This is a genomic window from Pseudomonadota bacterium (assembly GCA_039193195.1).
In the GTDB taxonomy this organism is placed as follows: Bacteria; Pseudomonadota; Gammaproteobacteria; order Steroidobacterales; family JBCBZW01; genus JBCBZW01.
This window is the reverse complement of sequence record JBCCWS010000034.1, coordinates 14,229-27,826: the sequence shown is the minus strand read 5'-3', so window position 1 is coordinate 27,826 and position 13,598 is coordinate 14,229. Positions and strand designations below refer to the sequence as shown.

General features: G+C 65.1%; 12 protein-coding genes. 10 read left to right on the top strand and 2 right to left on the bottom strand.

All coding sequences use genetic code 11. The features are described 5' to 3' along the window. Nucleotides 1-20: 20 nt before the first annotated feature. Complete coding sequence (gene proB / locus AAGA68_20465; protein MEM9387441.1) at nucleotides 21-1,184, bottom strand: glutamate 5-kinase; 1,164 nt, start codon at nucleotides 1,182-1,184, stop codon at nucleotides 21-23. A 186-nt stretch (nucleotides 1,185-1,370) separates the two neighbouring features. Between proB and AAGA68_20460 the strand changes: the two genes are divergently transcribed. Further along, a complete protein-coding gene (locus AAGA68_20460; GenBank protein ID MEM9387440.1) occupies nucleotides 1,371-1,961 on the top strand; it encodes a rhomboid family intramembrane serine protease in 591 nt (196 codons plus the stop codon). Between the two features lie 262 nt (nucleotides 1,962-2,223). Continuing rightward, complete coding sequence (locus AAGA68_20455) at nucleotides 2,224-3,111, top strand: amino acid ABC transporter substrate-binding protein (GenBank protein ID MEM9387439.1); 888 nt, start codon at nucleotides 2,224-2,226, stop codon at nucleotides 3,109-3,111. An 18-nt stretch (nucleotides 3,112-3,129) separates the two neighbouring features. Here AAGA68_20455 and AAGA68_20450 read toward each other — a convergent pair whose 3' ends face one another. Further along, nucleotides 3,130-4,731, bottom strand: coding sequence for an alpha/beta fold hydrolase (locus AAGA68_20450; GenBank protein ID MEM9387438.1), 1,602 nt, complete (start codon nucleotides 4,729-4,731; stop codon nucleotides 3,130-3,132). Nucleotides 4,732-4,987: 256 nt separating this feature from the next. On the opposite strand from AAGA68_20450, the gene AAGA68_20445 reads away from it, so the two are divergent. From AAGA68_20445 to AAGA68_20410, 8 genes are all read left to right on the top strand, one after another. Next, nucleotides 4,988-5,677 carry a hypothetical protein gene (locus tag AAGA68_20445; protein MEM9387437.1) on the top strand — a complete coding sequence of 230 codons (690 nt, stop codon included), beginning with the start codon at nucleotides 4,988-4,990 and terminating at the stop codon, nucleotides 5,675-5,677. Beyond that, a complete protein-coding gene (locus tag AAGA68_20440) occupies nucleotides 5,670-6,824 on the top strand; it encodes a hypothetical protein (GenBank protein ID MEM9387436.1) in 1,155 nt (384 codons plus the stop codon). Before AAGA68_20445 ends, AAGA68_20440 begins: the two co-directional genes overlap by 8 nt. A gap of 422 nt (nucleotides 6,825-7,246) precedes the next feature. Beyond that, on the top strand, nucleotides 7,247-7,567 hold the full coding sequence (locus AAGA68_20435; protein MEM9387435.1) for a hypothetical protein: 321 nt from the start codon (nucleotides 7,247-7,249) through the stop codon (nucleotides 7,565-7,567). A gap of 206 nt (nucleotides 7,568-7,773) precedes the next feature. Next, nucleotides 7,774-8,526 (top strand): ABC transporter ATP-binding protein, encoded by a 753-nt coding sequence (locus tag AAGA68_20430; GenBank protein MEM9387434.1) that lies wholly within the window; start codon nucleotides 7,774-7,776, stop codon nucleotides 8,524-8,526. After that, nucleotides 8,523-9,947: a DUF3526 domain-containing protein gene (locus tag AAGA68_20425; GenBank protein MEM9387433.1), complete on the top strand. Its 1,425-nt coding sequence runs from the start codon at nucleotides 8,523-8,525 to the stop codon at nucleotides 9,945-9,947. Before AAGA68_20430 ends, AAGA68_20425 begins: the two co-directional genes overlap by 4 nt. After that, nucleotides 9,944-11,380, top strand: a complete 1,437-nt coding sequence (locus AAGA68_20420) for a DUF3526 domain-containing protein (GenBank protein ID MEM9387432.1) — start codon at nucleotides 9,944-9,946, stop codon at nucleotides 11,378-11,380. Before AAGA68_20425 ends, AAGA68_20420 begins: the two co-directional genes overlap by 4 nt. A 355-nt stretch (nucleotides 11,381-11,735) precedes the next feature. Beyond that, nucleotides 11,736-12,959, top strand: a complete 1,224-nt coding sequence (zigA, locus tag AAGA68_20415) for a zinc metallochaperone GTPase ZigA (GenBank protein ID MEM9387431.1) — start codon at nucleotides 11,736-11,738, stop codon at nucleotides 12,957-12,959. Then, the gene (locus AAGA68_20410; GenBank protein ID MEM9387430.1) at nucleotides 12,959-13,567 is read left to right on the top strand and encodes a DUF1826 domain-containing protein; all 609 of its coding nucleotides are present in this window, start codon (nucleotides 12,959-12,961) and stop codon (nucleotides 13,565-13,567) included. The genes zigA and AAGA68_20410 overlap by 1 nt, the downstream gene beginning before the upstream one ends. Nucleotides 13,568-13,598 lie beyond the last annotated feature (31 nt).

Genomic DNA, 13,598 nt, shown 5'->3' with positions numbered 1-13,598 from the left:
ATAGGGCTGGGGCTTGGGGGCTAGCCGCGCGGATCGGTGTCGCTCGGCGCGAGGGCGAGGTCGTCGCGGTGGACGAGGGCGTCGTGACTGCGCACGTGTTCGGGCGGCACGCCGCGTATCCAAGCGCGGGCGGTGGCGGCGTCGTAGTGGGTGACGCCTCTGGCGATCACCTCACCTGAGGGATCACATAGCTCCACCACATCGCCGCGATGGAAGTCGCCTAGGATTTCCGTGACCCCAGGGGCGAGCAGGGAGGCGCCTTGCTTCACGATGGCGTGTACCGCGCCCTGATCCAGTGAGAGTCGCGCCGTAGGTGCGGAGGCGAAGGCGATCCAGCGCCGCCGCGCCGCGAGGGCGGGGCGGGCGTGGTACCAGGTGCCTGCGCGTTCGCCTTCGGCGATGCGGGCCAAATTGCCGTGCGCAAGGCCCGAGGCGATCACCGCGTGGCAACCCGCGTGGGCCGCGAGGTGGGCTGCGGCGACCTTGCTGCGCATACCGCCGCGGCTCAGCGCGTTGCCGCCACCGAGTTCGGGTGAATCCTCCGGGCTCTCCAGGGGACGGACCTCTTCGAGTAGCGTCGCGGCGGGCTCCAAACGCGGGTCAGTGGCGTACACGCCATCCACGTCCGTTAGCATCACCAGCAAGTCCGCATCGAGCTTGGAGGCCACTAGGGCGGACAGCTGGTCGTTGTTGCCAAAGGCCATGGCGCTTGCCTCGGACACCTCCTCGCGGGCCACCACGTCGTTTTCGTTGATGATGGGGATGACCGCCGACCGCAGCAGGCTGCCCATCGTGTGCTGCAGGCTGAGGTAGCTCTGGCGCAGGCTGAAATCCCGTCGCGTGAGTAGCAACTGGGCGCAGACGATGCCAAAGCGTGAGAAACCCTGTTCGTAGAGTGCCATCAGCGGCATCTGGCCGACGGCGGCGCAGGCCTGGCGCTGGGCCGGCGTGAGCGGTGGCTCCAGCTTGAGTCGCTCGCAGCCAAGACCGACTGCCCCGGAGCTGACCAGTAGCACTTCACGACCGGCGTGCTGAAGGTCGGCGAGCTGCTCGATGATGCCCGCCAGACGGGTGAGCGCAGGCCGGCCGTCGTCGCGCGTGAGCACGCGCGTGCCTACTTTTACGACGACGCGCCTAGCGTTGGCGAGCGCAGGGCGCGCGATGGCAGCGCTGGGTGTGGCCACAGCGAGAGCGCCTCGCGAAGGGATGAGCGGACAGAGTATCCCACCGGCCAGGGGGCGACAAAGCTGCGCGGCGCACTGGATCGCACCGCTTGCTGCCCCTGTGTGCGACCCTTGGCGAGGATTGCAGATGCCGGGAACCGACAGGACTCGGCGACTGCCAGAGCATCCATTGAGAGCTGAGCAGAGATGTCGATGCCGCCAGTGACCCAGGCCCTGTTGTTCGCGAATATTGGTATCTTCGCCCTGGAGTACCTGCTTGGCTTGCCCCTCGGGGCCTTCCAGCTGTGGCCCCTTGGGGGTGCCGCTGGGCACTTTCTGCCCTGGCAGATGGTGACCTACAGCTTTCTGCACGGTGGGGCACTGCACCTCGGGGTGAACATGCTGGCGCTCAGCGTGTTCGGCTCTCCCATCGAGCGGTCCATCGGTTCCCGTCCCTATCTGCACCTGTACATGGCGTGCGTATTCACCGCGGCGCTCGTCCACCTCTTGGTCACCCCCATGATAGGCTTGCCAGCGCTGCCTACGCTCGGCGCCTCGGGCGGTGCTTCTGGCCTACTGCTCGCCTTCGGCGTGCTGTTCCCCCGCCAGCGCGTACTGTTGCTGATCCCGCCAATACCGATAGAGGCGCGCTGGTTGGTGCTGCTGTATGCGGCGATCGAGTTGGTGCTCGCATTGTCCGGCAAGATGCCAGGGATCGCCCACTTCGCGCACCTAGGCGGTATGTTGGGTGGCGCTCTCATGATTCAGTACTACCGCTCGCGAATGCGCTCGCCCTAGAAGCCTTGGGCGCTGCATTGGCGGCACCACCAAAGAGCGTATGGAATGGAGAGGCGCTTGCACGGCTGATCGGGGGTCAAGCCCGGCTGGCGCTCGGAACCGTGGTGCTTTGGCGCACGCGTGCGGCGAGTTGCGCCCGACCGCGTGTTGACCGATGCGCCTCGCTGGCTGTCGCCGCCGGGCGGTGGGCGTATCGCGACAGGCGAAGGCCTATGGCAGACTCGGTCGCACACCGTCGTCATCGCCTGTGCCGGGAGGCCCCATGATCTGCAGTCAACTCACCCGCTGCCTCACCACGCTGGGCGCGGCTCTCGCGCTCGGCGCCTTGATCGCCGGTCCTGCAGGAGCAGCCTCTACCACGCTCGATCGTATCGCTGAGCGCGGCGAGCTGCGCGTGGGCTACGTGCCCGATGCGCCGCCCATGTCTTTCCGGGGCGAGGGGGAGGAGCCGAGTGGCTACTCCATCGCCTTGTGCAGGCGCGTGGCCGCGGCGATTCAGAAGGCGGTTCAGCTCGATGAGATGAGCGTGAGCTACGTGCCGCTGGTCACTCCGCGGGCGCGCCTACGAGCGGTCGAAGAGGGGGAAGTGGACCTCGAGTGCGGTGCCACCACCGTGACCCTCTCGCGCCGCGAACGCGTCGACTTCTCCCTGATGACGTTCATCACCGGCGGGGCGGTGCTCTCGATGAGCGATGCCGAGATGGCTTCGACGTCGGATCTCGCCGGAAAGAAGCTGGCAGTGATCACAGGGAGTACGACGGAAGACGCGCTACTTCGCTTCCGCGAGACCAACGATATAGCGATCGAGCTACGGGTCATTTCCAACCACCTCGACGGGATGAAGCTGCTGAAGGCCGGCGAGGTGGATGGCTTCGCGTCTGACCGAGCCATGCTGATCGGTCAGGTGGTGCAGCGAGGCGAGGACCCGAAGGACTACCGACTCACGCGCAACGTCTTCTCCTTCGAGCCCTACGCCCTGATGCTCCCGCGCGGTGACACGGAGTTCCGGCTGGTGGTGGACAGCGCCCTCGCTGAGCTCTATCGCAGTATCACGATTCAGCGTGTCTACCACGATTGGTTCGGCAAGTACGGTGAGCCTCTGCCGGAGATCGTGCGCGCGATGTACGAGTCGCAGGCGATCGCCGAGTAAAGCGCGCCGGAGACCGCCCTAGCGCTCTAGGAAGTCGTTGACTTCGTTAAGGAAGCGTTCCGAGGCGGGTTCGCGCCCGAGCAGGAGATGGCCGTCGCTCTCTAGGCTCACGAACTCGGCGCCGGGGATGCGCGCGGCGATGTGTCGGCCGGTCTCCACTGGGATGCGCTGGTCGCCGCGCGAGTGCAAGACGAGCGTGGGCGTGCGCACTTCGCCCAGCCGATGGCGTACGTCTATATCGCCAAATGCGCTCAGAAAGCGCACCGCATTTTCCGGTGAGGCAGTCTGACGCTGGAATTCGTTGAACCACGCCAGCTCCTGCGCGGTGGCACTCGGCATGAAGGTGGATGAGAAGATCTGTCGGTAGGTGGGAAGGTCCTTGCCCCAGCCCGACGCGGTAAGCGTCATGACCGCCTCGCGCTCGCGTACGGTAACCTCGTCCGCATCCACCCGCCAACCCGCGGCGTAGGCACCGAAGAGAATTAGGTGGCTCACCCGCTCGGGGTGACGCACGGCGTACTCGATCGAGACGGACGCGCCCTGCGAGATGCCTAGCAGGGCGAAGCGTTCGATATCGAGGGCGTCGACCACCGTCTCCAGGTCGGTGACGAAGGCGTCGAAGTCGATCGACTCGACGTCCCAGTCAGAGAGCCCGTTACCTCGTTCGTCGTAACGCACGAAGCGGTGGTGGCGGGCTAAGCGGCGAAACAAGGGGCTCCAGATTGGCGCGTTCCAATCGAGCTCCAGGTGACTCAACCAGTTCGCCGCCTTCACCACGGGCGTGCCCTCGCCGACAGTGGCGTAGGCGATGCGCACCTCATCATGGGCGGTGCAGAAGTGGATCGTTTGGCGGCCTAGGAAAGCGCGTTGCTCGTCCTCCGCCGTGGGCGTCTGCAGGCTTGAGGACAGCGTGTCGGCTGCCGGGCTGGTGGGGACTTGCCACGGCACGCCCGCTGCGCGCATGCGTGCGGATAAGGTATCGGCCAGGCCGTCAGCCTGCGCCATACGCCCGATACGGCGCAGCAACGACACGGCCGCGCTGGCCGCGGACGGGGAGAAGGCGTCGAACTCCAGCCAGCGCAGGGCGGCTTCGGCCGCGTCTTCGGGCGAGCTCTCGGGGTGCTGGGCTAAGGCCCCGGCGATTCGGGCGCGTAGGCGTTGGACTTGCTGACGCTCTGCCTCTAGCCAGGCTTGGAATTCCTGTTGATTCGGCAGATCGATGCCGTCCAGGAGCGGATCGCGCAGGGCCTTGTCGAGCGCGCAAAGCGTGTCCAACGGTTGCTCGGCAAGTGTGTGGTCTAGCTGCTCGGCGATACGATGCAGATCGATGGACGCACCGGCGGTGACGAAGGCGGCGCGTTCGCGATCTGCCGCGATGCGCTCGGCCTCCTCGTCGTTGACGATTGCGCGTAGCTTGCTGAGCGCCCAGCGCAGAGCTCCGCGCGGATCGTCCGGGAGTTCCCACAGCAGCTCGCACAAGCGATCGCGTCGATGGGGACGGGCGGTCAGGGCGAGGTAGGCGAGCAGGGCACGGGCTTTGCGCGACGAGGGCAGGGGGATCGGTCGCTCGCCGCGGAACACGGTCAGTTCGCCTAGTAACTGTATGCGCAGTGCTTTCATGGCCCTCGCCGGAACTGGACTCCCTCACCGGCAGGATTCTCTCAGAATCGCGCCACGCCCGGCGCAACCGTTTGCGCCGCTCGGTTCTTCGCCTGGGTCAACCGGGTAGACTGTCGGGCCGTTGGTAGCTGGATCTTGGCGACGAGCGTGTCGTGTAAAGATCCTTAAAGATCGGGAACTCTCATCCTGGGCGTAATCCAAGCTCTTGGCTGAGAGACACCGAACGCCGTGGGTGGAATCGTGGGACGAACCGTTGATGGATAGGGGTCATGCGCACACGCGTTGGGCGATGCTGCCTGGCGCTGTCCTGTGCCTGTTGGGGGCGTGTGCCAGCCAGCCGCCGGTGGAGGAGATCTTCACCCAGGATGAGCGCACGGACCTCAGCGGGCACTGGGAGCTCGACTACGAGCGCAGTGACAACGTCCAGCGACGCTTGCGCAGCCTGCTCCTGCGCCTGCAGAAGGGCGGCTACGCGGTGGCCGACCCTGGTGGGCAGGGCGTGACCTTGTCCCGTTCGCGAGGCTCACTCGAGGCGCTCGTCGGCTTGGCGCAACTGGCCGATGAGGTCACCCGCTCCCCGGTCCTCGAGATCGCTCAGACCGAGTTCGACATTGCCGTCGAACGCGACCAGGACTTCGCGCTCACCTGTGTGTTCCACCCCGACCGACCGCTCTCCCAACAAGGCGTGATGAGCAGCGAGCTGTGCGGTTGGGTAAATGAGCGCCTCGTGTTTCAGACCGGGCTCCCCGACGGGCTCACCATCTTTCATCAGTTCACCCTAGCACCGGACGGCGATCAGCTGCATATCGCCACCACCTTGCGCGGACCGGGCGCCGCCTCGCCCTTTACCGTGAGCCGCTTCTACAACCGCTACGAGCCGCTGCGCCAGGAAAATGAGGAATGCTCCGATACGCTGACGCGCGGTCGGGTTTGTGCCGGTGATTGATCTCGTTAGGCTGTTCCGCTCTCTCGTCCGCGCCTGCTCCATGCTGCTCGTGCTGGCGACTTGGACTAGTGCCGCAGCCAAGACCCTGCTCGATGTGGATGTGCCCCTGCTCGATCAGGGTCTGCCGATAAGCCGTGCGCAGCAGCTCGAGCAGGGCATCTACCCGGAGATCCGCCGAGTGGAAGCGCAGTACTTCGCTGTCGCGCTCGCTCGCGCACTCGTGGACACGGCCCGCTTCGGCTCCGTGCGCGTGGTGCCAAGCGAGGACTCCACGGCGGAGTTGACCCTGCGCGGGAAGATCCTGCGCTCCGACGGTCGGGAGCTCGAGCTATCGCTGGTGGCGGTCGACGCAACGGGCCGGCGCTGGCTCGAGCGCGACTTCTACATCGCCACTCCCGTGCCCCTCAGCTCGCCGGATGACAAGGCCACCACTGAGCGGCAGTCCGACGCACTGGAGCGCTTGTACGAGCGCATTACCGCTGATCTCGTGATGGCCCTGGATGCCCACGACGAGCGTGAGCTCGCTCTAATTCGAGAGATCTCCCTCCTGCGCTACGCGGCAGTGCTCGCCCCGCAGCCCTTTGCCGAGTATGTAGAGTGGGTGCCGCCGCAACGGGCCCCGCGTAGCGAGGAAAACGATGAGGTGCTGCCGCCCCTGATGCCGCCGCATTACCGAGCCGTTCGCCTGCCATCAGCGCAAGATCCGATGATCGGCCGTATCACTCGCGTGCGCCTCACGGAGGCACAACTGAAAGACACCTCGCACCAGCTGTACGCGCGTGCGGTGGACGATGTGACCGAAGGCTACGAGACCTGGCGACGCTTCAATGCGCAACAGCTGGCGTACGTAGAGGAGCGCCAGGGGCGTTTCGCCGGCACGAGCAAGAAGGAGCGCAAGCGCCGGCGCAAGGCACGTACCTACGCGAGCTACAAGCAGAGCTACGAAGACTACCGCTGGGCGAAGGAGCAGGAGCAGCGCATGGCGGCGTGGGCCGCGCGCTTGGACACGCAGGCCAGGCCGACCGTGCAAGAGGTAGAAGGCACGCTAGTGGAGCTCGAAGGCAGCCTGTCGGAGCAGTACGCGGAGTGGCGCCGGATCCTGCGCGCCCTGTTCGAGCTCGAGACCGGGGTGGCGACCACGCCCTAGTGGGCAGCGTCAGCAAGGCGCGTCGCGCGGCCAATGGCATCGCCATTGGCAAGCGATGCAACGCCGCGATGGCGCCCGTGCTACTCGCTGAGCGTCACCCTATTTACCAAGCGGCCCACTAGGCGAGGGGTGACGGCGCCCGCGCGGCCGACGGCTCGCCAAGGCCACTCCACACCGTGTCGATCACGTTGATACCGCCAAAGGCGTGCCGTGGGAGAGCGCATTGACTTCCTGCGACGGCAGCCCCTCCCCGTCGAAGAGGGCTCGCTCAGGCGACAGCTCTGGCCATCGCAAGGGACTGCAGAAGGGTTCCGGAACTTGGGCGCGTTGGGTTGGTCGGCAACAGGTCGCCTTACGACCGTGTGTGCGCTGACGGCATCATGCGCTTGTACGGGGCCGCGAGCACGCAAGGACGCTTGGCCATGATGACGCCATCCTCCAGCCTGATGAGGCGGGCACGGCATCGTTCGGCGGTGTGGCTGCTCAGCTTTCTTGTGCTGATTGGGGGCATCTCGGCCACTCTCCACGCGAGCGGTCACGACCATGAGCACTGCGAGGAGCAGCAGTGCGCCAGCTGCCTTTTCCTGGCCCAGCTCGATTGCGTGGCACCGCAAGCGCCCACGTTTCTCGTGGCGCGAATGCCGGCGGTGAGCGTGACCTACACGCTCTTCTCACGCACCGCCGCCGTCGGCTCGCTGCCCTATCTCTCCCGCGCCCCGCCACGGCAAAGGGATCACCCCTAAACCGCACTGACCGGTTGCTCGTCATCGCCGCTAGGCGCGCCCTCAGGGGACTGCGTGCCCATGCGCGATGAGGCGCGGTATGTCCGTCCATCGCTGTGCGGTGCGACCGTGCGTTCATGGGGTGTTCCCATTGGCGAGCCCTGCGATGAGCTCATGCAGAGATCTCATCGAACCTAAGCCTCCGTTCAGCCTTAAGGGGAGAACCGATGTCGCAAGCGTTGTTGCGTGCGGAGAAACTGACGAAGCGATTTGCCGAGCAAGCCGCGCTCTTGGCCCTTGATCTCAGCGTCGACTCAGGCGAGGTGGTGTGCCTGCTCGGTGCCAATGGCGCTGGCAAGACCACTACCATCAATCTGTTCCTCGGCTTCCTTCATCCCGACGAAGGCAAAGCCCTGGTCGAGGGCATCGAGGTGGCCGTAGATCCCATAGGGGCACGGCGGCGCCTGGCCTACCTGCCGGAATCGGTGGCCCTATACCCCATGCTGACTGGCCTAGAGAACCTCACCTTCTTCGATTCTCTAGGCAACGAGTCCCCCGGGTCGCAGGAGCAGCTGCGCCAGATCCTAACGGACGTTGGTCTGGCGCCGCAGGTGCACGACCGACGCGCCAGCACCTACTCGAAGGGTATGCGCCAGAAGGTGGGTATCGCGATCGCCGTCGCCCGAGGCGCCCGCGCTCTATTGCTCGATGAGCCCTTGTCTGGTTTGGATCCAGAGGCTGCCAATGGACTCGGGGAGCTCATCACCCGATTGCGTGGTGAGGGCTGCGCGGTGCTGATGGCCACGCACGACATCTTTCGGGCCAAGGAGGTCGGCGATCGGATTGGCATCATGGCTCACGGTCGACTGCTCGACACGCTCCGCCCGAGCCACCTCGACGCGCGAGAGATCGAGCAGATCTATCTCTCCCACCTGCGCGAGGCGACAGCAGTAGCGAGTGACAGCGAGGCGGTCTCATGAGCGGCGTATTGATGGCCAAGGACGCCGCCCTCATGCAGCGCGAGCCGCTGCTTCGGGCACTGCTGATCGCCGTGCTTGTGCTGCTCCTGGTGGCCCTGTTCTCGGGCGCGCAACGCGGGGCGCAGTTTGCGCAAGAGCGGACCGCGGCACAGGCGGCCGATCATGAGGTTTGGCTCGAGCAGGGCGAGCGAAATCCGCACTCGGCAGCGCACTTTTCGCGCTACGCGTTCCGTCCTGTAGCGCCCCTGGCGTTGCTCGATCCGGGCGTGAGCGACTTCGCGGGGCTCGCCGTGTGGATGGAGGCGCACTTCCAGGACCCTGCTGACTTTCGCCGCGCGGAGGATGCATCGCAGCTGAGTCGGTTCGCGCAGCTCTCGCCGGCCTTCCTGCTGCTGACGGCTGCGCCGCTGCTCATCTTCGTCATGCTCTACGCCAGCATCGCGGGGGAGCGCGAAGACGGCACCATGCGCCAGCTGCTGGCGAGCGGCGTTGGCGCGGATGAGATCTACCTAGGCAAGCTCCAGGCCGGCCTATGGATCGTCTTGCGCGTGTACACGCTGGTGTTCCTCCCAATCTCGATCGTGGCCGTGGGCGGGGCATCGAGCGGTCAGGCCGGCGACGTGCTTTTACGATTGGCCCTTCTGTACGTCACGTACGCAGTTTACCTAAGCATTTTCGTGGCGATGGCAATCGGGGTGTCGGCACTCTGTCGGGGGCGCCTGACGGCGTTGTCCACGCTGGCTGGACTCTGGGTGCTGATGGCAGTGCTCGTGCCGCGCTTGGGCGCGGGAGTCGCCACGACCTTGCATCCGCAGCCCGATGCTCGGGCGACCGAGACGCGCCTGGGCGAAGCCTCCTACCTATGGTGGGGCGATGAGCAAATGCAGGCGCGCACGCGCGAGGACGCACTGGCGCAGCATGGGGTAGACGACGTGGCAAAGCTGCCCTTCAACTACGAGGCCTACACTCTGCAGGCGAGCGAAGAGGTCTCCAACCCGGTGTTCGACCGCATCTACGCAGATCTAGTGGCGCGCTACCGCGCACAGGAGTCGGTCGTGCGCAGCTTCTCCCTGCTTTCACCATCACTTCCCACGACCTCCTTATCCAGGGCCCTAGCCGGCACGGATCGCGCTCACCACGAGGCCTTTACCGAGGCTGCAGAGACGCGCCGGCGTCAGATGATTAAGATGCTCAACGAGGACTTCATGGTCCACGCCGGGGAGGCTGGCTATGGCTATACGGCAGGCCGTGACCTATGGGAGCGGTTCGGTGACTTCGCGTATCGCGCACCATCTTTTCCCTCGATGTTGGGGCGCTACGCCTTCGATGTGCTCCTACTGCTCGGTTGGCTTGCGGCGGCAGTGACCACCTCACGGGCGTTCGTGCGGCGGGCCGCCAGCGGTGAGGCGGTGGCGCCATGAAGATAGATAGCGCCGTCCTTGCCCTGGAGAGAAAGATCTTCCTAACCCGCGGCAACGGCATGGTGATGATCGGCGTCCTATTCGTCGCCGTCTTGCTTGCCGGCTGGAGTGGGGCGCTTTGGCGCGATGCACGGGTAGCGAGCCTGGATGCCGTCGAGGCTGAGGGACTCGAGTCGCTGGGGCAGTGGCGCCAGGCCCTTGCCGATATCGAAAGCGGCGCAAAGGAGGCAGAGACCTACGACGCTCGACCCGTGAGCATCGCGTTTCCCGCGGTCCTGCGGCCTTCCTCCCTGGGGGACTTCGCCGTGGGGCATAGCGAGCTGCAGCCTGCAAACGGGGAGATCTCGCCGTGGCGCAACGCGGGCACGATCTTCCGTAGGTACCAATTCGACAACCCGACCATGCTCGCCGCCGGGCGCTTCGATTTGGCGCTGATTGCCGTACTACTCCTGCCGGTGCTGATGATCGCGGTCTCCTTTGAGGTGCTGGCGCGAGATCGGGCGCGCGGCACGCTCGCCATGATCATGTCTCACCCCGTCTCGCTCGCGCGCCTGGTCTGGCTGCGCCTGCTGTTGCGCAATGGCCTGCTCCTGGCGGCCGCGTTGCTGGGGATGATCGTAGTGCTCATCGCTTTCCACGGAGGAGGTGATCGCTACGGCCGCTTCGCGTTATGGGCTGGAGTGCTCGTCGCCTACTGGGCAGTGTGGGTAGGGTTGATCGCCTGCTGCGTCGCGCGCTTTCGTGGTCCCACGGGCACTGCCGCAGCGCTGGTCGCGCTGTGGTTGCTGCTCGTCATCGCGCTGCCGGCCAGCGTCGACACGGTTGCAGAGGCCGCTTATCCCACGCCGTCAAGGCTCGCTTACCTGTCGGAGATCCGTCGGGGTCAGGTGCAGACCAACCGGGCGCTGGACGAGCTGACCGGCGAATTCCTTGTGGATCATCCCGAGCTGACCGTGGGGGACGAGGGCTTGCCTGCCTACATACGGGCGTCGTTCCTCGCCAACGAGATGGCACGTGAGCGTGCTGCACCGATCGTCGAGGCGTACGAGCGGGCCTGGTCTGGTAGGGCGCGAACGCTGCAGTTTGCTCAGCTCCTATCGCCGGCGATCGTCGCCCAGCGGGCGTTCAGCATCGTGGCCGGCGATGATATCGATCGCCAGCATCGATTCCAGCGCCAGGCGAGCGACGCCCTCGACCACCTTGCTGAGGTCGCAGGCCCTGCCATCGTCTCGCGTAACCGGCTGTCGTTGGCGCAGTTTGACGCCTTGGAGCCCTTCACTTTCCAAGAGCGCACGGTGAGCGAGCTGATGAGAGCCATCGCTTGGCCAGTGCTATTGCTGGCACTAGTCGGGGCGCTGCTTTGGCGCGCATCGAACCGGCTCTTCGCTCGGGCGGAGAAGGAGCTGGCCGGTGCGGGGGGGCCTAGGCGATAGAGCCGCAGGGGGGGGGCACGGGACGTGCGACCTGTGCATCAACAAGTCATTGGTTGCGCGAAACACGGGTGACGCTAGTGTCCTGAGTTAGAAGTTCGTTGATGAATTCGCAGGCGAGTTGTTGGCCTGAGCGCGGCGCGAGGACGAGCGTGGCAGGTCCCACGGGAGGAGGAGCAACGTGTTCTGGGGCGAAAAGGGGCCGCGAATTCATCAACTAACTTCTAACCCAGGACACTAGAAGTCTAGGGCCCTGATCGCGAACAACACGGGAGACTTGGAACCCCCGGCGGCGGCTAGCTGGCGCTGGCGACGATAGTGTTACGATATAACATTACGCTGCGGACAGGAGAGACCATTGGCGGCCCAGCTACCGGTCACTGTGCTTTCTGGCTTTTTAGGTGCTGGAAAGACCACCTTGATGAACCACGTATTGAACAACCGCGAAGGACGGCGCGTCGCCGTTATCGTCAATGATATGGGAGAGGTAAACATCGACGCCTCGTTGCTGCGCAGTGGCGTCTCCCTGCAGCAGGTAGACGAGAAGTTGGTTGAGCTCACTAACGGCTGTATCTGCTGCACCCTGCGCGAAGACCTGCTCGAAGAGGTGGCTCGCCTAGCGCAGGAGCAGCGTTTCGACTACTTGCTCGTCGAGTCGACAGGGGTCTCCGAGCCCCTGCCGGTAGCTGAGACCTTCACCTTCGAGGATGAGCAGGGCCGATCCCTATCGTCCCTGGCGCGCCTGGACACGATGGTCACGGTTGTTGATGCCTTCAACTTTCCCCGCCTTATGGAGGAAGCACAGACCCTAAAGCAGAAGGGCATGGAGGTGGTCGACGAGGACGAGCGCAACGTGGCCGATCTACTCATCGATCAGGTTGAGTTTAGCAATGTGATCGTGGTGACTAAGACTGATCTCGTCGCCAAGGAGACGGCGGACGCCTTGATCGCTACCCTGCGCCGCCTCAACCCGAGCGCGCAGGTAATCACCGCCGAGCAGGGAAGGCTGCCGACTGAAGCGATCCTCGGCACCCGGCGCTTCTGTATGGAGGAGGCGGAGCGTGCCCCGGGCTGGCTCGCGCAGATGCGCGGAGAGCACGTGCCGGAAACCGAACAGTACGGGATCGGCAGCTTCGTCTACCGGGCTCGTCGGCCTTTCCACCCCCAACGCCTGTACGAGTTCCTGGTCGCCGGGTGGCGCTATGGCAACCTGGTGCGCTCCAAGGGCTACTTCTGGCTGGCCACGCGCTTCGACGAGGCCGGCTCCTGGTCGCAAGCCGGCGGTATCATGAACCACGGTTTCGCCGGCATGTTCTGGGATGCGATGCCAGAGCAGGCTTGGCCGGAGGACGCGGAAACACGCGCCTCGATCCGCTCGCAGTTCGAAGCGCCCTTCGGCGATCGTCGTCAAGAGATCGTGTTCATCGGCCAGACCCTCGATGAAGACTCTGCGCGTAGGACCCTCGACGCCTGCCTGCTCGACGACGCGGAGCTTGCCACGGGCCCGAGCGTCTGGGCCACCTATTCCGACCCCTTCCCCCAATGGACTGCGGACAGCGTAGATGAGGATCTAGCGTCGTGATGCGCAGGGTATTCAGCGATAAGTTAGGTGACTTTGCAGCTGTGTACGAAGATGTGGAGTTGGTGAGCGTGGACCGTCCGACTTCGGTCACGACGACATCGGCTGGCGCCTGGATGGCGCAAGGCGGGAAGATCGAGGCGCAGTGGAAGCAATCGGCCAGCGAACCAGAAGCCGCGGGCATTGCACTGGCACCCATTCGCGACCAAGCCTTGCGATCTTCTCTATGTGATGAGATCTCCCAGGGCGTCGACCTACTCACGGACCTGCTCGACTGCGCCACCGTCGGCCTTCGTGCCGCCACTCTAAGCGGCCCGATGTGCCCACGTTTCCATACCGATAGGGTGCGCTGTCGGATGCTGATCACGCTTGGTGGCCCGGCCACCGAGTGGATTGCCCACGAGGAGGTGGACTTCGATCTCCTGGCCGATCGAGACTCGCGAGAAGTCCCCCTGCGTACGGGAGGTCACGTACGTACGTTCAACTCAGGTGCCTGGTCCCTGCTGAAGGGCGGGCGCTGGGATCACCATTTCCAAGGGGTGGTGCATCGCTCGCCCCACGCCTACGACGCACGCCTGCTCCTCACCTTCGACCCGCTGTTCCGCAACTAGCACCTCGCCGCTCACGTCGCACGCCTCCTGG

Coding starts and splice junctions, on each gene's coding strand:
- AAGA68_20430 (MEM9387434.1), top strand. CDS start 7,774: ATGTCGCAAGCGTTGTTGCGTGCGGAGAAACTGACGAAGCGATTTGCC.
- AAGA68_20410 (MEM9387430.1), top strand. CDS start 12,959: ATGCGCAGGGTATTCAGCGATAAGTTAGGTGACTTTGCAGCTGTGTAC.
- AAGA68_20450 (MEM9387438.1), bottom strand. CDS start 4,731: ATGAAAGCACTGCGCATACAGTTACTAGGCGAACTGACCGTGTTCCGC.
- AAGA68_20425 (MEM9387433.1), top strand. CDS start 8,523: ATGAGCGGCGTATTGATGGCCAAGGACGCCGCCCTCATGCAGCGCGAG.
- AAGA68_20455 (MEM9387439.1), top strand. CDS start 2,224: ATGATCTGCAGTCAACTCACCCGCTGCCTCACCACGCTGGGCGCGGCT.
- AAGA68_20445 (MEM9387437.1), top strand. CDS start 4,988: ATGGATAGGGGTCATGCGCACACGCGTTGGGCGATGCTGCCTGGCGCT.
- AAGA68_20420 (MEM9387432.1), top strand. CDS start 9,944: ATGAAGATAGATAGCGCCGTCCTTGCCCTGGAGAGAAAGATCTTCCTA.
- AAGA68_20435 (MEM9387435.1), top strand. CDS start 7,247: ATGATGACGCCATCCTCCAGCCTGATGAGGCGGGCACGGCATCGTTCG.
- AAGA68_20460 (MEM9387440.1), top strand. CDS start 1,371: ATGTCGATGCCGCCAGTGACCCAGGCCCTGTTGTTCGCGAATATTGGT.